The organism is Ralstonia nicotianae, from assembly GCF_018243235.1.
Lineage (GTDB): Bacteria > Pseudomonadota > Gammaproteobacteria > Burkholderiales > Burkholderiaceae > Ralstonia > Ralstonia nicotianae.
The window spans coordinates 805,120-827,806 of the sequence record NZ_CP046674.1; the positions used below are offsets into that span (position 1 = coordinate 805,120).

Genomic DNA, 22,687 nt, shown 5'->3' on the forward strand with positions numbered 1-22,687 from the left:
GGATGTGATCGACAGCCGCCACCGTGGCGATGGCGGCCGGAAGCGCGCGGAAGATGATGCCCCGCACAGCGCGTGCGAGGCATGCCAGGGAAGGAAAGGCTGCCTCAGCGGGCGGTCGTGCGCCGGCGGCGGCACGCCAGGCCGGCTGCCAGCAGCAATGCCGCGCCGGCCATTTCGATGGCGCCGCCGCCACCGCCACCGCCGCTGCTGGAACTGCCGGAGCTGCTGGAGCTCGACGAGCCGCTGCCGATCCCGGCCGGCGTCGTCGTCTGCGCGTACCGCACTGCTCCCGCCGTATCGAGCAGGCCCGCGCCGCAGCCTCCCCGGGTCGCGCAAAAGGTGCCGCTCGGATGCGCGCGCGCGGTCTGCTGCAGCCCCGCCAGGATCTGCGCGTTCGACAGTTGCGACTGCACGCTCAGCATCAGCGCGATCGTGCCGGCGACCTCGGGCGTGGAGAAGCTGGTGCCGGCCACGGACTTGACCACAGAATTGCCCAGGCTGTACTGCCCGTCATTCGAGTCGGCCTGGATCACGGACACGGGGCCGGTGCAGCCGCTGCTCGTCGCCTGCGAGTTGGCGCAACCGCCGCCCGGCGCGCTGAGCGCCACCTGGGAGCCGACGTTGGCGTAGCTCGCGTTTTCGCCGCTGTCGACGTGCGCGGTGACGGCAATCGCGCCGCTGCAATTCGCGGGGGCGTCGACCGCGCTGCCCTCGTTGCCCGCCGCGGCCACCACCACGGTGCCAAGCGCGGCCAGCCGGTTGATCGCATCCTGTTCCGCCGCCGAGCAACTGCCGACGCTGCCCAGGCTCACGTTGATCACGCGTGCCGGGTTGGGGTTGGCCGGCACGCCCGACACCGAGATCCCACCCGCCCACAGCATGCCGTCCACGGTATCGGACAGCAGCGCGCCGCACTTGCCCGACGTGCGCACCGGCACGATGCGGGTGTTCCAGCCCACGCCGGCGATATCGAGCGCATTGTTGGTGCCGGCGGCCAGCACGCTCATCACTTCCGTGCCGTGCCAGGTGCTGTTGCCGATGTCGCTGCTCGTGCAGCCGCTGATCGCGGAGACATCGGCGCTGGTCACGCCGTCGCCCGTGTCGTGCGCATCGCTGCCCCGGCCGGTGCTGTTGCCGGCACGGGCGGGGTCCGAGATGAAGTTGTAGCCGGGCAGGATCTTGCCGGACAGATCGGGGTGGTCGGTATAGCCGGTATCGACCACCGCCACCACCAGGCTGGACGACCCCTGCGTGATGTCCCACGCCGACGCGACGTTGATGCCGCCGGCCACCACGGTCGGGCTCTGCAGGTTGTTCTGCGTGAGGAACAGCGGGTCGTTGGGTGTCGCGGTCGGGTACAGGATGCGGTCCGGCACGGCATAGGCCACCCGTGCATCCTGGGCGACCTTGGCGGCGGCGGCCTCGATGCCGGCGGCGTCGGACAGCCCGGTGCGCATCAGCTGGGCGTCGGTCGCCAGCGTGCGCTTGACCTGCAGCGTGTTGCCGGCGGCCTGCGCGACCGACAGCAGGCGATTGCTCGCCTCCGTGGCGGACAGCGGCTTGCGCGTGCCGCTGGTGTCGTCGCGCCACTTGATGATCAGGTCACCGGTGTACTGCGGCTGGGCGGTCCCGGCGGCCGGGACGGCATGGGACGCCAGCATCAGTGCCGCACCCAGCAGCCCTGCGCCTGTGCGCAGGCCGCGCTTCGATCGGGAGAAGAGGGAGGTCATGCGTGGAGGCTCCATCGTGACGCTTGCCATGCTACAGGTGATCCATCGACCCACGCGAGGTGGCATTGGAAAACGTAGCACGCAAACGTATGTTTCGCGGTGCTCGTGTCTGGAACGACACACTGTGAAGCTGGCGCACTTGCCGCCGTGTGTCCGACATGGCCGATGGGCCGCCCGGTCAACGCTGTGGCTTGAGGATGCGGTCCGCATCCGCCGATGCGATGCCGGGTGCCGCGCGCAGCGCCGCGATGGCGCCGTCCAGCGTGGCCGACGGCTCGCCCGAGGCGGCGCGCACGACCCAGAAGCCGCCCGACATCGGTCGCACGGGGGTGAAGGCATAGGGTGGCGTGGCCCGGGCGCCGATCCCGTTCAGCAGGGTCTGCAGCGTGGCGGCCGAGTCGGTGGGCGCGCGCAGGCCGACGATGATGTCGCCGAGGTTCTGCGCGGCCGACACGGAGGCCGGCGGCGTGGCGTTGCCCGAAGCCGGGTCCATGGCAGGCGGCTTGCCCGGATCAATCGCCGGCACCGACTTGCAGGCAGCCAGCAGGCACAGGCCCAGTGCCGCCGCCAGCGCGGGCCGGACGGACGACAGCGAGGAACGGGATCGGGCAGCCGGTCGGGCCATGGAATTCTCCTTGGGGTTGGAACGTCGGTTCGCCGGAAGACGGCACCGTGATGCGGGCGGCGATGTTGTCGGTATAGGCAATCACTGGACCGCGCGCCGGGATTTCCGCTGCCCGGCCGGCGCGGGCGCCGGATGCGCCCGGCCCGCGGCGAGCATTTCGTCGGCGTGGCGGCGCGTGGTGTCGGTCAGCGATGCGCCGCCCAGCATGCGGGCGATCTCGTCGACGCGGCCGGTGGCATCGAGCACCACCAGGTCGGAGCGCGTGCTGCCGTCCACGGTCTGCTTGGCGACCTGCACGTGGTGGTTGGCCAGCGCCGCCACCTGCGGCAGGTGGGTCACGCACAGCACCTGGCGGCGTGTGCCCAGTTCGCGCAGCCGCCGGCCGACCACCTCGGCCACGGCGCCGCCGATGCCGGAGTCGACCTCGTCGAAGATCAGCGTCGGGGTCGGGCTGGCCTCGCTGGCGATCACCGAGATCGCCAGGCTGATCCGGGCGAGTTCGCCGCCCGAGGCCACCTTGGCCAGCGGACGCGGCGACACGCCCGCATGTCCGGCGACCAGGAACTCCACCTGCTCCAGCCCGGCCGCGCCGCCCGGTTCCAGCGGATGCAGTGCGATCTCGAACCGCCCGCCCGCCATCGACAGCCCCTGCATGGCGCCGGTCACGGCGTTGGCCAGTTCGCGCGCGGCTTTGGCTCGCCCGCGCGACAGCGCCTGCGCGGCTTGCAGATAGGTCGCATGGGTTTGCGCCTCTTGCGCCTGCAGCGCGTCCAGGTCGGAGGCGGCCTGCAATGCGGCCAGCTGCGCCTGCCGCTGCGTCAGCTCGGCAGGCAGGGTCTCGGGGGCGACGCGGTATTTGCGCGCCATGGTGTGCAGCGCCTGCAGGCGTGCGTCGACCTCGGCCAGCCGGTCCGGATCCAGTTCGGCGCGGTCGGCGTAGCGGGCGAGCGAATGCACGGCTTCCTGGACCTGCACCTGCGCGGGCTCCAGCGCGGCCAGCACGTCGGCCAGTGCCGGGTCGATCTCGGCCAGGGCCTGCAGGCCGTGCACCGCCGCACCGAGCTGCGTGAGCACGGCGCTGTCCGCTTCGGACAGCGTATCCAGCGCCGCGCGCGTGCCCTCGATCAGGCTGGCCGCGTGCGACAGGCGGTGATGCTCGGCCTGGACTTCTTCCCACTCGCCCGGCTGCGGGGCGAGCTTCTGCAATTCGCTGACCTGCCATTCCACGCGCTCGCGCTCGAGCTGCGCTTCGCGCGACTGCTGCTCGGCCGCCTCGCGCAGGCGGACCACCGCCTGCCATGCGCGATACCGCTCGCCGACCGCGCGCACCTCGTCTTCCAGCCCCGCATGGGCATCGAGCAGGCGGCGCTGGGCATCGGTCTTGAGCAGCAGCTGGTGCGCATGCTGGCCGTGGATGTCGACCAGCTGTTCGCCGACCTCGCGCAACTGCGCCAGCGTGACGGCCGCGCCGTTGATGAAGGCCTTGCTGCGGCCGGCGGCATCGACCGTGCGGCGCAGCAGGATGGTGCCGTCGTCGCCGTGCAGCTCGTGCGCTTCCAGCCAGGCGAGCACCTGCGGGTGGGTGTCGAACGCGGCGGTGATGTCGGCGCGCGGCGCGCCCTCGCGCACCACGGTGGCATCGGCGCGCTCGCCGAGCGTCAGCGCCAGCGCGTCGATCAGGATGGACTTGCCGGCGCCGGTCTCGCCCGTGAACACGGTGAAGCCGTCGGCCAGGTCGAGGTCCAGGGCATGGACGATGACGAAATCGCGGATGGTCAGGCTGTGCAGCATGGAGCGTCGAGCGATATCGGTTTTTGGCGTTACAGCCGGTTGTCTTCGGTCGGGTACTCGTGCCAGTGCAGCTTCTTGCGCAGCGTGGCGTAGTAGTTGTAGCCGACCGGATGCAGCAGCCGCACGGTGCGTTCGGAGCGGCGCACCACGATGCGGTCGCCCGGCAGCAGCGACGTGAGCGACTGCATGTCGAAGTTGACGCTGGCGTCGCGCCCGCTGGTGACCTGGATGACGACCTCGGCGTCGTGCGGAATGACGATGGGCCGGTTGGACAGCGCGTGCGGCGCGATCGGCACCAGCACCAGGCCCGACAGCGCCGGGTGCAGGATCGGCCCGCCCGCCGACAGCGCATAGGCCGTCGACCCGGTGGGCGTGGACACGATCAGGCCGTCCGAGCGCTGGTTGTACATGAAGAAGCCGTCCACCGAGACGGCCAGCTCGACCATGCCGGAAAAGCCCGAGCGGTTGACCACCACGTCGTTGAAGGCCAGGGCGGAGAAGATGGTCTCGTCATCGCGCACCACTTGGGCCTGCAGCAGCGAGCGGGTTTCGGCTTCGTACTGGCCGGCCAGCATGTCGGGCAGCACGTCGTGCACGTCTTCGAACGGGATGTCCGTCATGAAGCCGAGCCGGCCGTGGTTGACCCCGATGACCGGCACCGACGCGCCGGCCAGGTGGCGCCCGATGCCGAGCAGCGTTCCGTCGCCGCCCAGCACCACGGCCACGTCGGCATGGCGCGCCATCTCGTCGGGCGGCAGGGCGGGGTAGTCCTGGACCCCGATGTTCAGGGCGGTTTCCCGTTCGAAGACGATATCGTGGCCGCGCGCGGCGATGCACGACGCCAGTTCCAGCAGCGGAGCGGCGATATTGGCGGCCGAATAGCGGCCGACCAGCGCGACGGTCTTGAAGGGCGAAGTGGCGTTCGCGCGGGAAGTCACGGCGGATGGGGAGATCGACATGCGCGCATTACACCATATCGATATGACGGTCGCCATGGCCGGCGCGCGTTTGAAGGTGGAACGTTGTCGCCACCCGGCGCTTCCGGTGTGAATTTGCGTAAAATCGAATGAATCATGGACAAACGCGCCACCATCCTCCTCAAGACGCTGATCGAGCGCTACATCGCCGAGGGCCAGCCCGTGGGCTCGCGCACCTTGTCGAAGTATTCCGGGCTCGACCTGTCGCCGGCCACCATCCGCAACGTGATGTCCGACCTGGAGGAGATGGGGTTCATCGCCAGCCCGCACACCTCGGCCGGCCGCGTGCCGACGCCGCGCGGCTACCGCCTCTTCGTCGATACGATGCTGACGGCCGGTCCGCTGGACATCCTCGGCATGCACGACCGCATGGCGCAGCAGATCGCCGGCACGATCGCCGAGCAGGTGCGCGCGCAGCTTGCCTCGCACGGGTCGGAGTCGTCGCAGCGGGTCATCGCGGCGGCGGCGCAGACGCTGTCCAACCTGTCGCAGTTCGCCGGCATCGTGATGACGCCGCGCCGCACGCATGCGTTCCGGCAGATCGAATTCCTGCGGTTGTCCGAGACGCGCATCCTGCTGATCGTCGTCACGCCCGAGGGCGACGTGCAGAACCGCATCATCCATACCGATACGCCGTACACCCCGTCGCAGCTGGTGGAGGCGGCCAACTACATCAACGCGCACTACGGCGGCATGACGTTCGACGCCGTGCGCGAGCGCCTGCGCGGCGAACTGAACGCGCTGCAGGCCGACATGACCTCGCTGATGCAGGCGGCCGTGGAGGCGGGCAGCAGCGCCGTGTCGGACGAAGACCCGGTGGTCATCTCCGGCGAGCGCAAGCTGCTCGAGGTGGAGGACCTGTCCTCCTCCATGGACAAGCTGCGCCGGCTGTTCGCCGTGTTCGAGCAGAAGACCGGCCTGCTGCAGCTGCTCGACGTGTCCAGCCGCGCCGAGGGCGTGCAGATCTTCATCGGCGGCGAGAGCAGCCTGGTGCCGCACGAGGACATGGCCGTCATCACCGCGCCCTACGAGGTGGACGGCAAGATCGTCGGCACGCTGGGCGTGATCGGGCCGATGCGGATGGCCTACGAGCGAGTGATCCCGATCGTGGACATCACGGCCAAGCTGCTGTCCAGCACGCTCAGCCAGCATTGACCGGGGCCGGCCCGGCCCGCCTCAGAAACTCCCCGTGAACTGATACCGCTCGCCCGGGTGCCACATGGTCGCCACCGAGGCGACCTGGCCCTGCGACAGCGTCTTGCGCCGCAGCATCAGGCAGGGCTCGCGCACGTCCATGCGCAGCATTTCGGCGATCTCGCGCGGCGGCAGCCGCGCCTCGATCCGGTACTCCACGCCCTGCAGCGGGGCGGCCCGCATCAGGTAGGCATTCGGCGTGGTCTGCGTGAAATCCTGTTCCATGTAGTCGGGCGCCAGCTCGGCGCTGACCCAGCGGTCTTCCACCTGGATCGGCGCATCGTTCTCGAAGTGCACGATCAGCGAATGGAACAGCGTGCGCCCGGCCGGCACGCCGAACGGCGCGGCCATCCCCTCGGTGGCGCGCACGCGCTCGAGCTTGTGCAGCTCGGCGCGGTGCCGGTGGCCGCGCGCGGCGACCTCCTCGGCGATGTTGCGGATCGCCACCAGCGTCGCCTGGTACTTCTGCTGCGCGACGAACGTTCCCGAGCCCTGTACGCGCGTGAGGATCTGATCGGCGGTCAGCTCGCGCAGCGCGCGGTTGACCGTCATGCGCGAGACGTCGAAGGTCTGCGCCAGCGTGGTCTCTCCAGGAATCATCTCGCCTTCCTGCCATTCGCCGCTGCGGATGCGCGACAGGATGTCTTCCTTGATGCGCTGGAAGGCGGGTGTGGGGGCGGATTGACGCGGGGGCATGGGGCGGCCGGAAGGTGGAGGTGGCGGATGGCTGGCAGCATGATCCGGGTTTGCCGGTGAGTTGTAAAGTTTCCTTGATTTATTTGTATATACAACATAGCATCCACGCATCCACCGCAGGAGACTTCCGACATGAACACCATGACCGACGCCGCACATCTGGCCGCCGATCCGCGCTACGACGCGGCGCGCGAGATCCGCGCGCCACGCGGCACCGAACTGCACTGCAAGAGCTGGCTGACCGAGGCCGCCTACCGCATGCTCCAGAACAACCTCGACCCGGACGTGGCCGAGAACCCCAAGCACCTCGTCGTCTACGGCGGCATCGGCCGCGCGGCGCGCGACTGGGCCTGCTTCGACAAGATCCTGGAGACGCTGCGCGAGCTGAACGACGACGAATCGCTGCTGGTGCAGTCCGGCAAGCCGGTCGGCGTGTTCAAGACGCACCCGGACGCGCCGCGCGTGCTGATCGCCAACTCGAACCTGGTGCCCAAGTGGGCCAACTGGGAGCACTTCAACGCGCTGGACCGCAAGGGCCTGTTCATGTACGGCCAGATGACCGCCGGCAGCTGGATCTACATCGGCAGCCAGGGCATCGTGCAGGGCACCTACGAGACCTTTGCCGAGGCCGGCCGCCAGCACTATTCGGACCGCCCCTCGCCCTTGCTGAAACAAGGCCTGTCCCCCGAGGGGACGGCACCCGGCTCGGGGCGGTCCAGCGCTCAGGTGCCCGGCAGCCATCTCGCCGGCCGCTGGATCCTGACGGCGGGCCTGGGCGGCATGGGCGGCGCGCAGCCGCTGGCCGCCACGCTGGCCGGCGCGGTGTCGCTCACCATCGAGTGCCAGCAGTCCAGCATCGATTTCCGCCTGCGCACGCGCTACCTTGACAAGCAGGCCCGGGACATCGACGACGCCCTGAACCTGATCCGCCACCATTGCGAGCGCGGCGAGGCCGTGTCGATCGGCCTGCTCGGCAACGCGGCCGAGCTCCTGCCGGAGCTGGTCAGGCGCGCCCGCGCCGGCGGGCTGAAGCCGGACCTGGTGACCGACCAGACCTCCGCGCACGATCTCGTCAACGGCTACCTGCCGGCCGGCTGGACAGTCGAGCAATGGCGCGCCGCGCAGCGCGATCCGGCGCAGCACGCGCACCTGAGCGCGGAGGCTGCCAGGTCATGCGCCGTGCACGTGCAGGCCATGCTCGACTTCCAGTCGATGGGCATTCCGACCGTCGACTATGGCAACAACATCCGCCAGGTCGCGTTCGACCAGGGCGTGAAGAACGCCTTCGATTTCCCCGGCTTCGTGCCAGCGTACATCCGCCCGCTGTTCTGCGAGGGCAGGGGGCCGTTCCGCTGGGTCGCGCTGTCCGGTGACCCCGAAGACATCTACAAGACCGACGCCAAGATCAAGGAACTGTTCCCGCACAACGCGCACGTGCACCGCTGGCTCGACATGGCGCGCGAGCGCATCGCCTTCCAGGGCCTGCCCGCGCGCATCTGCTGGCTGGGCCTGGGCGAGCGCCACGTGGCGGGCCTGGCCTTCAACGAGATGGTGCGCAAGGGCGAGCTGAAGGCGCCCATCGTGATCGGACGGGATCACCTCGACACCGGCTCCGTCGCCAGCCCCAACCGCGAGACCGAAGCCATGCGCGACGGCACCGACGCCGTGTCGGACTGGCCGCTGCTCAATGCGCTGCTGAACACCGCGGGCGGCGCGACGTGGGTCTCGCTGCACCACGGCGGCGGCGTCGGCATGGGCTACTCGCAGCACGCGGGCGTCGTGATCGTCGCCGACGGCACGGACGCGGCGGCCAGGCGCCTCGCGCGCGTGCTGGTCAACGACGCCGGCTCGGGCGTGATGCGCCATGCCGATGCCGGCTACGAGACCGCCGTCGCCTGCGCCAAGCGCAATGGCCTCAAATTGCCCATGATTGGTTAACCGGATCCCGCATCGCCATGAATACCATGACCACGCCTTCCATCCTGACGCTGCATCCGGGCGAGATGACCTTTGCCGACCTGCGCCGCGTCTGGCTGGCTCCCACGCCGGTGACGCTGTCGGGCGATTGCGCCGAGGCCATCGAGGCCTCGGCGGCGACCGTGCAGGCCATCGTCGCCAGGGGCGAGCCCGCCTACGGCATCAATACCGGCTTCGGCAAGCTGGCCAGGACGCAGATCGCCACGCACGAGCTGGAGCACCTGCAGCGCAACCTGATCCTGTCGCACGCGGTCGGCACCGGCCAGGATCTCGACGACAATGTCGCGCGCCTGGTGCTGCTGATGAAGGCCGCCAGCCTCGCGCGCGGCTACTCCGGGGTGCGCCGCGTCGTCATCGACACGCTGCTGGCGATGCTCAACGCGGGCATCGTGCCGTGCATTCCGTCCAAGGGCTCGGTGGGCGCCTCCGGCGACCTGGCGCCGCTCGCGCACATGACCCTGGCCATGCTGGGCGAGGGCGACGCGCGCGTGAACGGCGTGCGCAAGCCGGCACGCGAAGCCCTGGCCGCGGCGGGCATCGCGCCCATCGCGCTGGCCGCCAAAGAGGGGCTGGCGCTGATCAACGGCACCCAGGTGTCGACCGCGCTGGCGCTCAACGGCCTGTTCCTGGCCGAGCGCCTGCTGCAGGCGGCCACCGTGGCCGGCGCGCTGTCGGTCGATGCGGCCAAGGGCAGCGACGCGCCGTTCGACCCGCGCGTGCACACGGTGCGCGGGCAGGCCGGGCAGATCGCCACCGCCGCGGTCTATCGCGGCCTGCTGGCCGGCAGCGCCATCCGCCGCTCGCACCTGGTCGGCGACACGCGCGTGCAGGACCCGTACAGCCTGCGCTGCCAGCCGCAGGTGATGGGCGCGTGCCTGGACCTGATCCGCCAGGCCGGCGCCACGCTGCTCACCGAAGCCAACGCCGTCACCGACAACCCGCTGGTCTACGCCGATGCGGGCGAGGTGATCTCGGGCGGCAACTTCCACGCCGAGCCGGTCGCCTTTGCCGCCGACATGCTGGCACTGGCGATCGCCGAGATCGGCGCGCTGTCGGAGCGGCGGATCGCGCTGCTGATCGATTCCACGCTGTCGGGCCTGCCGCCGTTCCTGGTCGAGCAGCCGGGGCTGAATTCCGGCTTCATGATCGCGCACGTGACAGCGGCCGCGCTGGCCTCGGAGAACAAGTCGCTGGCGCATCCGGCCAGCGTCGACAGCCTGCCGACCTCCGCCAATCAGGAAGACCACGTCAGCATGGCCACCTTCGCCGGCCGCCGCCTGGCCGAGATGGCCGGCAACACCGCCACCATCGTCGGCATCGAGGCGCTGGCCGCCGCGCAGGGCATCGACTTCCACCGGCCGCTCGCCACCTCCGACGCGCTGGCGCGCGCCCACACGTGCATCCGCTCGCGCGTGGCGTACTACGGTGAAGACCGTCTGTTCGCGCCCGACATCGAAGCGGCCCGCCGCCTCGTGCTCGACGGCGACCTGGGCGACAGCTGCCGCGCGCACCTGGCCGATCTGGCGCTCGCATGACCATGCACACCGAGGCCGATCCGACCGTTTGGCAAGGCCGCGTCGACGCGGAAGAGGGGGCGCTGGGCCAGCGCTGGCACCAGGTCGTGCGCAGCGCCGATGCCGCCTCGCCGCTGAACGGCGCGGTCGCGCTGGCCGGCTTTGCCTGCGATGCCGGCATCGCGCGCAACCATGGCCGCGTCGGCGCGCAGGCGGGGCCGGCCGCCATCCGCCGGATGCTCGCCAACCTGCCGGCCCGGCCCGGCCGCGCGATTGTCGATGCCGGCGACGTGACCTGCCGGGGCGATGCACTGGAGGCCGCGCAGGATGCGCTGTCCGGCGTGCTGCACGGCCTGCTCGACCGGGGCGCGTTCCTGATCGCGCTGGGCGGCGGCCACGAGCTCGCCTGGGCGTCGTTCGGCGGATTGGCGCGGCATCTGGCGGCCCGTTCCGCGCAGCCGCCGCGCATCGGCATCCTGAACCTCGACGCGCATTTCGATCTGCGCGCGGGCGAGCGCGGCAGCTCCGGCACGCCGTTCCGCCAGATCGCCGAAGACTGCGCGCGGCGCGGCTGGCCGTTCCGCTACGCGTGCCTGGGCATCAGCGCCTACGCCAACACCGAGGCGCTGTTCGCGCGTGCCAGGCAGCTCGGCGTGCGCTGGCTGCGCGACGATGAGATGGATCTCCTGCACCTGCCGCGGGTGCTGCAGACCGTCGACGCCTTCCTCGCCGACGTCGATCACGTCTACCTGACGATCTGCCTGGACGTGCTGCCGGCCGGCGTCGCGCCGGGCGTGAGCGCACCGTCCGCGCGCGGCGTGCCGATGGAGGTGATCGAGCCCATCGTCGATCGCGTCGCCGCGAGCGGCAAGCTGCGGCTGGCCGACGTGGCGGAGCTGAATCCGTCGCTGGACATCGACCACCGCACGGCGCGGGTCGCCGCGCGCCTCGTGGCGCGCGTCGTCGACGGGGTCGCCCCGCAGGGGGCCGCGCATGGCTGACATCCGATGGGATGCGCTGTGGACCCATGTCCACCTCGCCACGCTGGCGGCCGATGCCGACGGCTACGGCGAAATCCGCGACGGTGCCATCGCCGTCCGGGACGGCCGCATCGCCTGGCTCGGCGCGCGCGCGGACCTGCCCGCCGGCGCCCGCGCCGAACGCGAGCACGATGGCGGCGGCGCCTGGCTTACGCCGGGCCTGATCGATTGCCACACGCACCTCGTCCATGCCGGCAACCGCAGCAATGAATTCGAGGCGCGGCTCAACGGCGTGCCGTACGAGCACATCGCCCGGGCCGGGGGCGGCATCCTGTCCACCGTCCGCGCCACGCGCGCGGCCAGCGAAGACGCGCTTGCCCAAGCGAGCCTGCCGCGCCTGAATGCGCTGCGCGCGGAGGGCGTGACGACCGTCGAAATCAAATCCGGCTACGGGCTCGACCTGGAAACCGAGCGCCGCATGCTGCGCGTCGCGCGCCGCTTCGGCCAGACGCTGCCGGTGCGGGTGCGGACCACCTTCCTCGGCGCCCACGCCGTGCCGCCCGAATTCGCCGGCCGCGCGGACGACTACATCGGCCACCTGTGCGCCGACGTACTGCCCGCATTGGCGGCGGAAGGGCTGGTCGATGCGGTCGATGCGTTCTGCGAAACCATCGGCTTTTCTCCCGCGCAGACGGCGCGCATGTTCGATGCCGCGCAGGCGCTCGGCCTGCCGGTCAAGCTGCATGCCGAGCAGTTGTCCGACCAGGGCGGCGCGGCGCTGGTGGCGCGCTACGGCGGCCTGTCGGCGGACCACCTCGAATGCCTGACCGATGCCGGCGTCGCCGCCATGGCCGAGGCGGGCACCGTGGCCGTGCTGCTGCCCGGCGCGTTCTACTGCCTGCGCGAGACGCGCCTGCCGCCGCTGCAAGCGCTGCGCCAGGCGGGCGTGCCGATGGCGGTCTCGACCGACTGCAACCCCGGCACCTCGCCGCTGTCATCGCTGCTGCTGGCGATGAACATGGCCTGCACGCTGTTCCGCCTGACCCCGCTGGAGGCGTTGACCGGTGCCACGCGCCACGCCGCGGCCGCGCTGGGCCTGGCCGGCACCTGCGGCGTGCTGGCCCCCGGCTGCGTCGCCGACTTCGCGCTGTGGCGCATCGACCGGCCGGCGGACCTGGCCTACGCGATGGGCCTCAACCCTTGCGCCGGCGTGGTCAAGGACGGCGCGCCGGCACGCTGAGCGCGGCCTGGCGGACCGGCTCGTATAATCGACCGGATCATCCGCAAAGCCGCGCCCCATGCCCTTTTTGCCCGAACCCCTGTTCCAGCACGGCCAGCCCGATCGCACCGCGATCCTGCTGGTCAACCTCGGCACGCCCGACGGCACCTCGCCGCGCGAGGTCGGCCGCTACCTGCGCCAGTTCCTGTCCGACCCGCGCGTGGTGGAGATTCCGCGGGCGGCGTGGTGGTTCATCCTCAACGTGCTGATCCTGCCGCTGCGCTCGCGCGCCTCGGCGCACAAGTACGAGACGGTCTGGCTGCGCGAGGCCAACATGACGGGCTCGCCGCTGCTGGTCTACAGCGAGCGCCAGGCGCACGCCTTGCAGCAACTGCTCGATGCGCAGGGGCACGACGTGGTGGTGGCCTGCGCGATGCGCTACGGCAACCCGTCGATCCCCTCGGTGATGCAGACACTGCGCAAGCAGGGCGTGGAGCGCATCCTGGTGCTGCCGATGTATCCGCAGTATTCCGGCACCACCACCGCCACCGCGTTCGACGAGGTCTTCCGCGTGATGGGCCAGATGCGCAACCAGCCGGAGCTGCGGCTGATCAAGCATTTCCACGATCATCCGGCCTACATCAACGCGCTGCACCAGCAGGTGGGCGCGTACTGGGCGCAGCACGGCGCGCCGGATTTCGCGCGCGGCGACAAGCTGCTGCTGTCGTTCCACGGCGTGCCGCGCCGCACGCTCGAGCTTGGCGATCCGTATCACTGCGCGTGCCTGAAGACCGGCCGCCTGCTCGGCGAGGCGCTCGGCCTGCAGCCGGGCCAGTACCTGGTGACGTTCCAGTCGCGCTTCGGCCGCGCCGAGTGGCTGCAGCCGTATACCGCGCCCACGCTCGAAGAGCTCGGCCGCGTCGGCACCGGCCGCGTCGACGTGTTCTGCCCGGGCTTTCCGGCCGACTGCCTGGAGACGCTGGAGGAGATCGCCATGGAAGGGCAGTCCACCTTCCGTGTCGCCGGCGGCAAGGACTTCCACTACATCCCGTGCCTGAACGACAGCGAGCCCTGGATTGCCGGCCTGGCCGATATCGCGCAGGCGCACCTGCAGGGCTGGCCGCTCGCGCTGCCGCATCCGCATGTGCTGGAAGCCAGCCGCACGCGCGCGCAGAGCAAGGGGGCCGCGGCATGAAGGTGAGCACCGACGCGGATGGCCGCGTGCGCATCGACAAATGGCTGTGGGCGGCGCGCTTCTTCAAGACACGCTCGCAGGCCACCGATGCGGTGGAGCGCGGCCGCGTGCAGATCAACGACCAGCCGGTGCGCCCGGCCAAGGACGTGAAGATCGGCGACCGCGTGCGCGTGGCCGCGCATGAACAGCAGTGGGAGGTGAATGTGCTGGCGCTGGCGGAAGTCCGCGGGCCCGCCTCGGTGGCGCAGACCCTCTACGCCGAGACGCAGGCGAGCCGCTTAAAACGTGTCGAGGCGGCGCAGCAGCGGCACCTGTACCGGGAACCCGCCACGCAGATCGCCGGTCGGCCGACCAAGCGCGACCGGCGCCGCATCGATAAGCTGGGCGGATGACGGCAAGTGTGTGCTAACTTGTTACGCCCAGCGCGCGCGGGGTCTGCAGCATGCGGGGTTGCATGAAGTAGTGCTTGAAGATCGCTTTCCCGCTGCCATACTCCGTGTCACGCGGCGTGACGGCGCCGGACAGGCAGATGAACGTCGTGACGGCGGTCAAGGTCAACAGCAGAAGCACCGTCAGAATAGGCAGCTTGTGCATGGTACGAACCCTCGAATAAGGTCGCGCCCCCCGCGATTTTTCTTGCATCATAGGTGGCCGATCGGATGCTCGCAATCGACGTGCCATTCCAATTCACGCAAAGTTGTAACGTCGTATTTCGTGATGCGCGGCGCACTGCAACCGCGCATGCCGCGCCCTTGAAAAGCGCGCCAGATGCCCCACATCGGGGAGAATTGTCTTGTGATCTCCAGCGGATCGATCGCTGGCGCCGCGTGCACCAATCTGGGCATCGGACCCCGCATCGATCCTTCTACCCAGCGCTATGAAACACACTTCGGAACCCACTTCGCAACCGGATACGCAAGCCGCCGAGTCGGCGCAATCCTCCGCAGCAGCAGCCGGCCAGGCCGCCAGCGCCTACTCGAACCAGGCCCAGCGCGCCAGCGCCGATGCGCAGGCCATCGCCGGCGATGAGGCCGCCGTGGCCGAGGCGACGATCGAGCCGGACACCGCCGAACTGCGCCGCCAGCTGGAAGCCGCCGATGAGAAGGCCCGCCAGAACTACGAGAACTGGGCGCGCGCCGTCGCGGAGGGCGAGAACATCCGCCGCCGCGCGCAGGACGACGTGGCCCGCGCGCACAAGTTCGCCATCGAGGGCTTTGCCGAATACCTGCTGCCCGTGATGGACAGCCTGCAAGCCGCGCTGGCCGACGCGTCGGGCGATGTCGCCAAGCTGCGCGAAGGCGTGGAGCTGACGCTCAAGCAGCTCAATGCCGCCTTCGAGAAGGGCCGCGTGACCGAGCTGAACCCGGTCGGCGAGAAGTTCGACCCCCATCGCCACCAGGCCATCTCGATGGTGCCGGCCGACCAGGAGGCCAACACCGTGGTGAACGTGCTCCAGCGTGGCTATACGCTGGCCGACCGCGTGCTGCGCCCGGCGCTGGTGACGGTGGCCGCACCGAAGTAAACCGCGCTCCCGTCCATGTCCGGGAACACCGCCTCGCACGATCCGCACACCGCGACCCCGGTCGACATGACCGCGTTCACGGCGTTCGGGATGCGCGAGGTGGATGGCGGGACCATCGACGCGGCCATCGCGGCGGCGGGCGATGATCTCGTCTGCGTGTTCTGCTGGGGCGAGGACTGCTTCAATTGCGAGCACGCCGAGCGCGCACTGCTCGCCCAGTCAGGGCCGGTGCGTGCGCTCGGGCTGCGCTGGCTGCACGCCAATGTCCATGCGCATCCGGAACTGGGCCGGCGCTTCGGCCTGCACGGCATTCCGGTGTTCCTGTTCTTCCATCGCGGCAAGGTGCTCGGCCGGGCGACCGGCTGGCACGGGCACGCGCAGTTTGCCGGCGCGGTGGCCAATGCGCGCAACAAGCTGGCCGGCAGGCCGCTGGCCTGAGGCGGCAGCCATGGTCTCGATGGCGATCGCCGCCAACCTCTCCGTCTTCCGCGTCAGCGGGGTGCGCGTGCAGCGCATCGCGCGCGCCATTCCGTGCGCCGGCCAGGCGATCCCCGCCGCCCTTGCCGCCGCCCGGCGGTAGCGCCCGTGCCCCAGCGGCACGTTGCCGCCGGGCCCATTCCCTCCGCTTCGATACCGCCGCCCGCCTGTGCCGCGCCGCCGGCGCCCTTGTCCGCAACAGACCCGATGCATTGGAGATCGCCATGTCCGCAGCCGTCATCTACCTGACCGAGCTCGACCTCACCCGACTGGAAAACGCCGCCGGCCGCGCCGGCAGCGGCTCGCCGCTGGCCGGGCTGGTCGACGACCTGATTGCCCGCGCCAACGTTGTTCCCGGCGACAGGATTCCCGCCGACGTGGTGACGATGAATTCAGTGGTGCGCGTGCACGCCGGCGCCGGCACGGCCCAGGAGTGGACGCTGGTCTATCCGGACGAGGCCAACCTGGCCGCGGCCAGGCTCTCGGTGCTGTCGCCGATGGGCGCGGCGCTGCTCGGCGGCCGCGCGGGCGACGAGGTGCACTATGCCGCGCCGGACGGCTCTACGCACGCACTGCGGATCGACGTGATCGTCTTTCAGCCCGAGGCAGCCGGCCACTACACCTTGTGATCTGCGATGCCCGGGGCGGCCGGCTTCGGGCGCACTGCAGCGGGCCGCGGTGAGTCGTCGGGGGTTCCCGGCCTTCCAGTGAGTTGTCTGTTAAGAATCACTTTCGATGGATGCGCAAGCCGACGCGCATGGAGCGGCTGTCCCGCTGTCTTCAAGCCCAGCGCGGGCCTTGGCGGGGTAGCCGGGCTGCCGCGGACGGCATGCCTGCCGAGTCGTGCCGGTTTCCGGGTGCTTTCCGGAGAAAAACCGGCCAAAATGCTCAACTTTTCAAAAATCGATCTTGAAAAGGCCGGGCGGCACTCCCACATCCGAGCCAAGTTTGTATTCAGTGCAGTCCTGAGACCAGATTCGAGGAGCAAGAACATGGGCAAAATCATCGGTATCGACCTGGGTACCACCAACAGCTGCGTGTCCATCATGGAGGGCAACACGCCCAAGGTGATCGAGAACGCGGAAGGCGCGCGCACCACGCCGTCGATCATCGCTTACATGGAAGACGGCGAGATCCTGGTCGGCGCCCCCGCCAAGCGCCAGGCCGTCACCAACCCGAGGAACACGCTGTACGCCGTCAAGCGCCTGATCGGCCGCAAGTTCGAAGAGAAGGAAGTCCAGAAGGACATCGGCCTGATGCCGTACACCATCTCCAAGGCCGACAACGGCGACGCCTGGGTGGAAGTGCGCGACAAGAAGATGGCGCCGCCGCAGATTTCGGCCGAAGTCCTGCGCAAGATGAAGAAGACCGCCGAGGACTACCTGGGCGAGGAAGTGACCGAAGCCGTGATCACGGTGCCGGCCTACTTCAACGATTCGCAGCGCCAGGCGACCAAGGACGCCGGCCGCATCGCGGGCCTGGACGTCAAGCGCATCATCAACGAGCCGACCGCAGCCGCGCTGGCCTTCGGCCTGGACAAGAACGAGAAGGGCGACCGCAAGATCGCGGTGTATGACCTGGGCGGCGGCACGTTCGACATCTCGATCATCGAGATCGCCGACGTGGACGGCGAGAAGCAGTTCGAAGTGCTGTCGACCAATGGCGACACCTTCCTGGGCGGCGAAGACTTCGACCAGCGCATCATCGATTACATCATCGGCGAGTTCAAGAAGGAGTCGGGCGTCGACCTGTCGAAGGACGTGCTTGCGCTGCAACGCCTGAAGGATGCCGCCGAGAAGGCCAAGATCGAGCTGTCGTCGACGCAACAGACCGAGATCAACCTGCCGTACATCACGGCCGATGCCTCGGGCCCGAAGCACTTGAACCTGAAGATCACGCGCGCCAAGCTCGAAGCGCTGGTCGAAGACCTGATCGCTCGCACGATCGAGCCGTGCCGCACCGCCATCAAGGACGCCGGCGTGAAGGTGTCGGACATCCATGACGTGATCCTGGTCGGCGGCATGACGCGCATGCCGAAGGTGCAGGAGAAGGTGAAGGAGTTCTTCGGCAAGGAAGCCCGCAAGGACGTGAACCCGGACGAGGCTGTTGCCGTGGGCGCCGCCATCCAGGGCCAGGTGCTGGGCGGCGACCGCAAGGACGTGCTGCTGCTGGACGTGACGCCGCTGTCGCTGGGCATCGAGACGCTGGGCGGCGTGATGACCAAGATGATCGGCAAGAACACGACCATCCCGACCAAGTTCTCGCAGACCTTCTCGACCGCCGACGACAACCAGCCGGCCGTGACGATCAAGGTCTACCAGGGCGAGCGCGAGATGGCCTCCGGCAACAAGATGCTGGGCGAGTTCAACCTCGAGGGCATTCCGCCGGCACCGCGCGGCACGCCGCAGATCGAGGTGTCGTTCGACATCGACGCCAACGGCATCCTGCACGTCGGTGCCAAGGACAAGGCCACCGGCAAGGAAAACAAGATCACCATCAAGGCGAGCTCGGGCCTGAGCGAGGCCGAGATCGAGCGTATGGTGAAGGACGCCGAGGCCAACGCCGAGGAAGACAAGAAGCTGCGCGAACTGGTCGACTCCCGCAACCAGGGCGAAGCGCTGGTGCACTCGACCAGGAAGGCGCTGGGCGAATACGGCGACAAGCTGGAAGCGGGCGAGAAGGACAAGATCGAAGCCGCGATCAAGGACCTTGAAGACGTCCTCAAGGGCAGCGACAAGGCCGCGATCGACGCCAAGGTCGAAGCGCTGGCGACCGCCTCGCAGAAGCTGGGCGAGAAGGTCTACGCCGACATGCAGGCCAAGGGCGGCGCGGAAGCCGGCGCCGAGCAGGCTGCCGCCGGTGCCCACGCAGGCGCACAGGCCGGACACGGCGCGCCGCAGGACGACAACGTCGTGGACGCCGAGTTCAAGGAAGTGAACGACAAGAAGTAAGCCTAGGGTCCGCTGCGGCGGACCGGAGGTCCCGCCGGGCGGCGGCTATCGGATGCGCATAGGCGCGCCCGATGCCGCGCTCGGCTTTTTTGCTATTCGACCAAGCAGCACAACAGGCGATTTGACGGGCCACCATGGCAAAACGTGATTACTACGAAGTGCTCGGGGTGGGCAAGAACGCGAGCGACGACGAGATCAAGAAGGCGTATCGCAAGCTTGCGATGAAGTACCACCCGGACCGCAATCCGGACAGCAAGGAAGCGGAAGAGAAATTCAAGGAGGCCAAGGAAGCCTACGAGATGCTCTCCGACGCGGACAAGAAGGCGGCCTACGACCAGTACGGCCATGCCGGCGTCGACCCCAACATGGCCGGCGGCTTCGGCGCGGGGGCGCAAGGCTTCGGCGGCTTCGCGGAAGCCTTCGGCGACATCTTCGGCGATATCTTCGGGCAGGCCCAGCAGGGCCGCCGCCGCGGCGCGGGCCCGCAGATGTATCGCGGCGCCGACCTGCGCTACAGCATGGAGATCACGCTGGAGCAAGCCGCGCACGGCTACGACACGCAGATCCGCGTGCCGCACTGGGACGAATGCGACCACTGCCACGGCAAGGGCGCCGAGCCCGGCTCCAGCGTGGAGACCTGCCCGACCTGCCACGGCGCCGGCCAGGTGCGCGTGTCGCAGGGCTTCTTCACGATGCAGCAGACCTGCCCGAAGTGCCACGGCAACGGCAAGTACATCCCCAAGCCTTGCAGCAAGTGCCATGGCCAGGGCAAGGTGAAGAGCCAGAAGACGCTGGAAGTGAAGATTCCGGCGGGTATCGACGAGGGCATGCGCATCCGCTCCTCGGGCAACGGCGAGCCGGGCATCAACGGCGGCCCGCCGGGCGACCTGTATGTGGAAATCCACATCAAGGCGCACTCCGTGTTCGAGCGCGACGGCGACGACCTGCACTGCCAGATGCCGATCTCCTTCGCTGTCGCGGCCATGGGCGGCGATATCGAGGTGCCGACGCTGGGCGGCCGCGTGACCTTCAACGTGCCCGAGGGCACGCAGGCCGGCAAGACCTTCCGCCTGCGCGGCAAGGGCATCAAGGGCGTGCGCTCGGGCTATGCCGGCGATCTGTACGTGCATGTGGTGATCGAAACGCCGGTGCGGCTGACCGAGCACCAGAGGGAGCTGCTGCGCCAGTTCGACAAGTCCGTCCATGAAGGCGGCTCGCGGCACAGTCCGCAGGAGCAGTCGTGGCTGGACAAGGTGAAGAACTTCTTCTCCAGCTGAGCGCCGCGCTTTTGCTGTAACCGGGGGACATCGTCATGCCGTTGCCAGATGCCGGCGCGCGCCGTTCGCGCTGCTGGACGATGCCACCTCGGCCGGTGCGCCATGCTCGCGCTGGTACACCGGCTATGCCGGCGAGATCGTCCGGCCGCCGGGCACGCTGGCGGGGCTGGACGATGCGCTGCGCGCGGCCTGGGCCGACGGTTTGCATGCGCTGGTCCTGGCCCCGTACGAATTCGGCCGGCCGCTGGTCGGCTTGTCATCGGCCATGCCGGCGTCCGCTCGGTTGCCCGGCCACGACGGCTGTTTGCGCGTGCTGCTGTTCCGCTCGATGCAGGTGCTGTCGGCGGCCGAGGTCGATGCGCTGTTCGACGCGTGGCCCGAGGCCGGTAGCGCTGCCGGCCTGTTCGACTGTGCGGCCAGCGTCGACCATGACGCCTATGTTCACGCCATTGCCCGCATCCAGGACTGGATTGCCGCGGGCGATACCTACGAAGTCAATTACACGTACCGCCTGCGCATGACGGCGTTCGGCGCGCCGGCCGCGCTGTATCGCCGCCTGCGCGCGCGCCAGCCGGTGCCGTACGGGGCGCTGATCGGACTGCCGGAAGGCGGGGCAATCCTGTCGTGCTCGCCGGAACTGTTCTTCTCGCACCGCGCGGGCACCCTCGTCGCGCGGCCGATGAAGGGCACCGCGCCCGCCAGCGGCGATCCGGAAGTCGACCAGGCGCGCGCCGCCGCGCTCGCCGCCGACGAGAAGAACCGCGCCGAAAACCTGATGATCGTCGATCTGCTGCGCAATGACCTGGGCCGGCTCGCCCGGCCGGCTCGGTGCGCGTGCCGACGCTGTTCGAGGTGACGCCGTACGGCAGCGTGCTGCAGATGACCTCCACGGTGCAGGCGGAGATTCCGCCCGAAACCGGCCTGGCCGACTGCCTCGCCGCGCTGTTTCCGTGCGGCTCCATCACGGGCGCGCCCAAGCGCCGGACCATGGAGATCATCGACGCGCTGGAGCCGCAGCCGCGCGGCTTCTACACCGGCGCGATCGGCTGGATCGACGCGCCCAGCGGCGATCGCGCGATGGGCGACGCATGCTTTTCCGTGGCGATCCGCACGCTGGTGCTGGGGGCGCCCGGCACCGACGGCCTGCATTCGTGCGAGCTCGGCATCGGCTCCGGCATCGTGCACGACAGCGCCGCCGACGAGGAATACGCCGAGTGCCGGCTGAAGGCGCGCTTCGTCACCGCGCTCGATCCGGACCTGTCGCTGTTCGAGACGATGCGGGCGACGCGCGCCGAAGGCGTGCCCTTGCTGGAGCGGCATCTGGCGCGGCTGGCGCATTCCGCCCGTGCGTTCGGCTTCGGTTTCGACAGGGATGCGCTGGTGCGCGAGGTGGCGCGCGCGTGCGCCGCGCTGCCGGAGGCCGGCGCCCACCGCATGCGCCTGTCGCTGCGGCACAGCGGCGCATTCAGCGTCACGGCGGCGCCGCTGCCGCCGCTGCATGCCAGCTGGAATGCGCCGGTGCGCCTGCGCGTCGCGCCGCAGGCACGCGAGGCCGCGCACAGCCTGCCCCATCACAAGACCAGCCTGCGCGCCGCCTATGACGCAGCCTGGCAGGCCGCGGAGCGCGAGGGCGCGTTCGATGCCGTGTTCTTCAATGCCGACGGTACCCTGGCCGAGGGCGGCCGCAGCACGGTGCTGGTCAAGCTGGAGGGGCGGTGGTGGACGCCGCCGCTGTCGGCCGGCGTCCTGCCGGGCGTGATGCGCGCCGTGCTGCTGGAGGACGCGCGGCCGTGGCTCGGCGCGCCCTTGCATGAACGCGTGCTGACCCGTGCCGACGTCGTCCGCGCCGAGGCCATCGCCGTCTGCAACGCGCTACGCGGCGTGGTGCCCGCGCATTTCGAGCCGCCCGTCGCTTAGCTTCCACCGGGTCACGCCGGGCAGGTTGATCAGCTCGCGGTCGTGGCACACCATCAGCAGCGCGCGGCCCTCGGCCGCCAGTTCGCCGACCAGCGCGAGCACCTGTTCGCGCGCGGCGCCATCCAGGCTGGAGGTGGGCTCATCGAGCAGCAGCACATCGGTGCGCAGCGCGCGGGCACGCGCCAGCGCGAGGCGTTGCGCCTCGCCGCCCGACAGGCGCTCCGGCGGCACATGCAGCACCTGCTGCAGGCCGGCCCAGCGGATGGCATCGTCGACGCGCTCGCGCAACTCCGCCCGCGGCACGCGATGCGGGCCGGTGGTCAGTCCGTAGGCAAGGTTGTCCCGCACCGAGGTGCGGAACAGGTACGGATGCTGGTGCACATAGGTGAGCCGCGCCCGCAGCGCGGCCGGGTAAGGGGACAGCGGCTGCGGGCCCCGGCCGAAATCGACGCAGGCTTCCGCCGCCGGCACCAGGCCCGCCAGCATGCGCAGCAGCGTGGTCTTGCCGACGCCGTTGGCGCCCGTGATGACCACCGCGTTGCCCGCCGACAGCGCCAGGCGCGGAATGTCGAACAGCAGGCGCTCGCCGTGGCGGCAGTGCAGCTGTTCGAACACCATCAGGGGGCGGGGCGAGGTGGTCATCGG

Annotated in this window: 20 protein-coding genes and 1 pseudogene; 14 read left to right on the plus strand and 7 right to left on the minus strand. The window is 69.7% G+C overall.

All coding sequences use genetic code 11. From position 1 onward, the window contains the following. Window positions 1-104: 104 nt before the first annotated feature. From GO999_RS03715 to GO999_RS03730, 4 genes are all read right to left on the minus strand, one after another. A complete protein-coding gene (locus GO999_RS03715) occupies window positions 105-1,730 on the minus strand; it encodes a rhombosortase-dependent MprA family serine protease (RefSeq protein ID WP_165591184.1) in 1,626 nt (541 codons plus the stop codon). Window positions 1,731-1,908: 178 nt separating this feature from the next. Continuing rightward, the gene (locus GO999_RS03720) at window positions 1,909-2,355 is read right to left on the minus strand and encodes a hypothetical protein (RefSeq protein WP_011002562.1); all 447 of its coding nucleotides are present in this window, start codon (window positions 2,353-2,355) and stop codon (window positions 1,909-1,911) included. 81 nt (window positions 2,356-2,436) lie between these two features. Then, on the minus strand, window positions 2,437-4,146 hold the full coding sequence (gene recN / locus GO999_RS03725) for a DNA repair protein RecN (protein ID WP_165591185.1): 1,710 nt from the start codon (window positions 4,144-4,146) through the stop codon (window positions 2,437-2,439). Between the two features lie 29 nt (window positions 4,147-4,175). After that, window positions 4,176-5,105 carry an NAD kinase gene (locus GO999_RS03730; protein ID WP_016723658.1) on the minus strand — a complete coding sequence of 310 codons (930 nt, stop codon included), beginning with the start codon at window positions 5,103-5,105 and terminating at the stop codon, window positions 4,176-4,178. Window positions 5,106-5,219: 114 nt separating this feature from the next. On the opposite strand from GO999_RS03730, the gene hrcA reads away from it, so the two are divergent. Then, window positions 5,220-6,278: a heat-inducible transcriptional repressor HrcA gene (gene hrcA, locus GO999_RS03735; protein WP_011002559.1), complete on the plus strand. Its 1,059-nt coding sequence runs from the start codon at window positions 5,220-5,222 to the stop codon at window positions 6,276-6,278. Between the two features lie 21 nt (window positions 6,279-6,299). Here hrcA and hutC read toward each other — a convergent pair whose 3' ends face one another. Next, a complete protein-coding gene (gene hutC, locus GO999_RS03740) occupies window positions 6,300-7,013 on the minus strand; it encodes a histidine utilization transcriptional repressor HutC (RefSeq protein ID WP_011002558.1) in 714 nt (237 codons plus the stop codon). A gap of 132 nt (window positions 7,014-7,145) precedes the next feature. Between hutC and hutU the strand changes: the two genes are divergently transcribed. From hutU to hslR, 6 genes are read left to right on the plus strand one after another with little or no spacing between them, the layout of a single operon-like run. Beyond that, window positions 7,146-8,951, plus strand: a complete 1,806-nt coding sequence (gene hutU, locus GO999_RS03745) for a urocanate hydratase (RefSeq protein ID WP_016725980.1) — start codon at window positions 7,146-7,148, stop codon at window positions 8,949-8,951. 17 nt (window positions 8,952-8,968) lie between these two features. Next, window positions 8,969-10,525, plus strand: coding sequence for a histidine ammonia-lyase (hutH, locus tag GO999_RS03750; RefSeq protein WP_089190645.1), 1,557 nt, complete (start codon window positions 8,969-8,971; stop codon window positions 10,523-10,525). Continuing rightward, window positions 10,522-11,505: a formimidoylglutamase gene (hutG, locus tag GO999_RS03755; protein ID WP_211906549.1), complete on the plus strand. Its 984-nt coding sequence runs from the start codon at window positions 10,522-10,524 to the stop codon at window positions 11,503-11,505. The genes hutH and hutG overlap by 4 nt, the downstream gene beginning before the upstream one ends. Beyond that, entirely contained in the window at window positions 11,498-12,724 is a 1,227-nt protein-coding gene (hutI, locus tag GO999_RS03760; protein ID WP_021155202.1) for an imidazolonepropionase, read from the plus strand. The genes hutG and hutI overlap by 8 nt, the downstream gene beginning before the upstream one ends. A 58-nt stretch (window positions 12,725-12,782) precedes the next feature. Further along, window positions 12,783-13,898 (plus strand): ferrochelatase, encoded by a 1,116-nt coding sequence (gene hemH, locus GO999_RS03765; protein WP_016724061.1) that lies wholly within the window; start codon window positions 12,783-12,785, stop codon window positions 13,896-13,898. Then, the gene (hslR, locus tag GO999_RS03770) at window positions 13,895-14,290 is read left to right on the plus strand and encodes an Hsp15 family ribosome-associated heat shock protein (protein WP_016724062.1); all 396 of its coding nucleotides are present in this window, start codon (window positions 13,895-13,897) and stop codon (window positions 14,288-14,290) included. The genes hemH and hslR overlap by 4 nt, the downstream gene beginning before the upstream one ends. A 13-nt stretch (window positions 14,291-14,303) precedes the next feature. Here hslR and GO999_RS03775 read toward each other — a convergent pair whose 3' ends face one another. Beyond that, a complete protein-coding gene (locus tag GO999_RS03775; RefSeq protein WP_011002551.1) occupies window positions 14,304-14,492 on the minus strand; it encodes a hypothetical protein in 189 nt (62 codons plus the stop codon). 283 nt (window positions 14,493-14,775) lie between these two features. Here GO999_RS03775 and grpE point away from each other — a divergent pair, with 283 nt between their 5' ends. The 7 genes and pseudogenes from grpE (at window position 14,776) to GO999_RS03810 (ending at window position 22,042) form a co-directional block, all read left to right on the plus strand. Then, window positions 14,776-15,420 (plus strand): nucleotide exchange factor GrpE, encoded by a 645-nt coding sequence (grpE, locus tag GO999_RS03780; RefSeq protein ID WP_019718310.1) that lies wholly within the window; start codon window positions 14,776-14,778, stop codon window positions 15,418-15,420. 15 nt (window positions 15,421-15,435) lie between these two features. After that, on the plus strand, window positions 15,436-15,858 hold the full coding sequence (locus GO999_RS03785; RefSeq protein WP_111374738.1) for a thioredoxin family protein: 423 nt from the start codon (window positions 15,436-15,438) through the stop codon (window positions 15,856-15,858). Between the two features lie 10 nt (window positions 15,859-15,868). After that, on the plus strand, window positions 15,869-16,000 hold the full coding sequence (locus GO999_RS24935; RefSeq protein WP_256198691.1) for a hypothetical protein: 132 nt from the start codon (window positions 15,869-15,871) through the stop codon (window positions 15,998-16,000). Window positions 16,001-16,121: 121 nt separating this feature from the next. Then, window positions 16,122-16,526 carry a nucleoside diphosphate kinase regulator gene (gene rnk / locus GO999_RS03795; protein ID WP_211906550.1) on the plus strand — a complete coding sequence of 135 codons (405 nt, stop codon included), beginning with the start codon at window positions 16,122-16,124 and terminating at the stop codon, window positions 16,524-16,526. A 363-nt stretch (window positions 16,527-16,889) separates the two neighbouring features. Further along, a complete protein-coding gene (gene dnaK / locus GO999_RS03800; RefSeq protein WP_028853574.1) occupies window positions 16,890-18,848 on the plus strand; it encodes a molecular chaperone DnaK in 1,959 nt (652 codons plus the stop codon). Window positions 18,849-18,982: 134 nt separating this feature from the next. Next, on the plus strand, window positions 18,983-20,125 hold the full coding sequence (gene dnaJ / locus GO999_RS03805; protein WP_211906551.1) for a molecular chaperone DnaJ: 1,143 nt from the start codon (window positions 18,983-18,985) through the stop codon (window positions 20,123-20,125). Window positions 20,126-20,160: 35 nt separating this feature from the next. Beyond that, window positions 20,161-22,042: pseudogene (locus GO999_RS03810) on the plus strand (chorismate-binding protein). Here GO999_RS03810 and GO999_RS03815 read toward each other — a convergent pair. Continuing rightward, window positions 21,998-22,684 (minus strand): ABC transporter ATP-binding protein, encoded by a 687-nt coding sequence (locus GO999_RS03815; protein ID WP_011002542.1) that lies wholly within the window; start codon window positions 22,682-22,684, stop codon window positions 21,998-22,000. The pseudogene GO999_RS03810 and the gene GO999_RS03815 overlap by 45 nt on opposite strands. Window positions 22,685-22,687: the final 3 nt, after the last annotated feature.

Excerpts from the sequence above, each read along its gene's own strand:
- GO999_RS03715 (WP_165591184.1), bottom strand. The coding sequence starts at position 1,730 with ATGACCTCCCTCTTCTCCCGATCGAAGCGCGGCCTGCGCACAGGCGCA.
- GO999_RS03720 (WP_011002562.1), bottom strand. The coding sequence starts at position 2,355 with ATGGCCCGACCGGCTGCCCGATCCCGTTCCTCGCTGTCGTCCGTCCGG.
- recN (WP_165591185.1), bottom strand. The coding sequence starts at position 4,146 with ATGCTGCACAGCCTGACCATCCGCGATTTCGTCATCGTCCATGCCCTG.
- GO999_RS03730 (WP_016723658.1), bottom strand. The coding sequence starts at position 5,105 with ATGTCGATCTCCCCATCCGCCGTGACTTCCCGCGCGAACGCCACTTCG.
- hrcA (WP_011002559.1), top strand. The coding sequence starts at position 5,220 with ATGGACAAACGCGCCACCATCCTCCTCAAGACGCTGATCGAGCGCTAC.
- hutC (WP_011002558.1), bottom strand. The coding sequence starts at position 7,013 with ATGCCCCCGCGTCAATCCGCCCCCACACCCGCCTTCCAGCGCATCAAG.
- hutU (WP_016725980.1), top strand. The coding sequence starts at position 7,146 with ATGAACACCATGACCGACGCCGCACATCTGGCCGCCGATCCGCGCTAC.
- hutH (WP_089190645.1), top strand. The coding sequence starts at position 8,969 with ATGAATACCATGACCACGCCTTCCATCCTGACGCTGCATCCGGGCGAG.
- hutG (WP_211906549.1), top strand. The coding sequence starts at position 10,522 with ATGACCATGCACACCGAGGCCGATCCGACCGTTTGGCAAGGCCGCGTC.
- hutI (WP_021155202.1), top strand. The coding sequence starts at position 11,498 with ATGGCTGACATCCGATGGGATGCGCTGTGGACCCATGTCCACCTCGCC.
- hemH (WP_016724061.1), top strand. The coding sequence starts at position 12,783 with ATGCCCTTTTTGCCCGAACCCCTGTTCCAGCACGGCCAGCCCGATCGC.
- hslR (WP_016724062.1), top strand. The coding sequence starts at position 13,895 with ATGAAGGTGAGCACCGACGCGGATGGCCGCGTGCGCATCGACAAATGG.
- GO999_RS03775 (WP_011002551.1), bottom strand. The coding sequence starts at position 14,492 with ATGCACAAGCTGCCTATTCTGACGGTGCTTCTGCTGTTGACCTTGACC.
- grpE (WP_019718310.1), top strand. The coding sequence starts at position 14,776 with ATGAAACACACTTCGGAACCCACTTCGCAACCGGATACGCAAGCCGCC.
- GO999_RS03785 (WP_111374738.1), top strand. The coding sequence starts at position 15,436 with ATGTCCGGGAACACCGCCTCGCACGATCCGCACACCGCGACCCCGGTC.
- GO999_RS24935 (WP_256198691.1), top strand. The coding sequence starts at position 15,869 with ATGGTCTCGATGGCGATCGCCGCCAACCTCTCCGTCTTCCGCGTCAGC.
- rnk (WP_211906550.1), top strand. The coding sequence starts at position 16,122 with ATGTCCGCAGCCGTCATCTACCTGACCGAGCTCGACCTCACCCGACTG.
- dnaK (WP_028853574.1), top strand. The coding sequence starts at position 16,890 with ATGGGCAAAATCATCGGTATCGACCTGGGTACCACCAACAGCTGCGTG.
- dnaJ (WP_211906551.1), top strand. The coding sequence starts at position 18,983 with ATGGCAAAACGTGATTACTACGAAGTGCTCGGGGTGGGCAAGAACGCG.
- GO999_RS03815 (WP_011002542.1), bottom strand. The coding sequence starts at position 22,684 with ATGACCACCTCGCCCCGCCCCCTGATGGTGTTCGAACAGCTGCACTGC.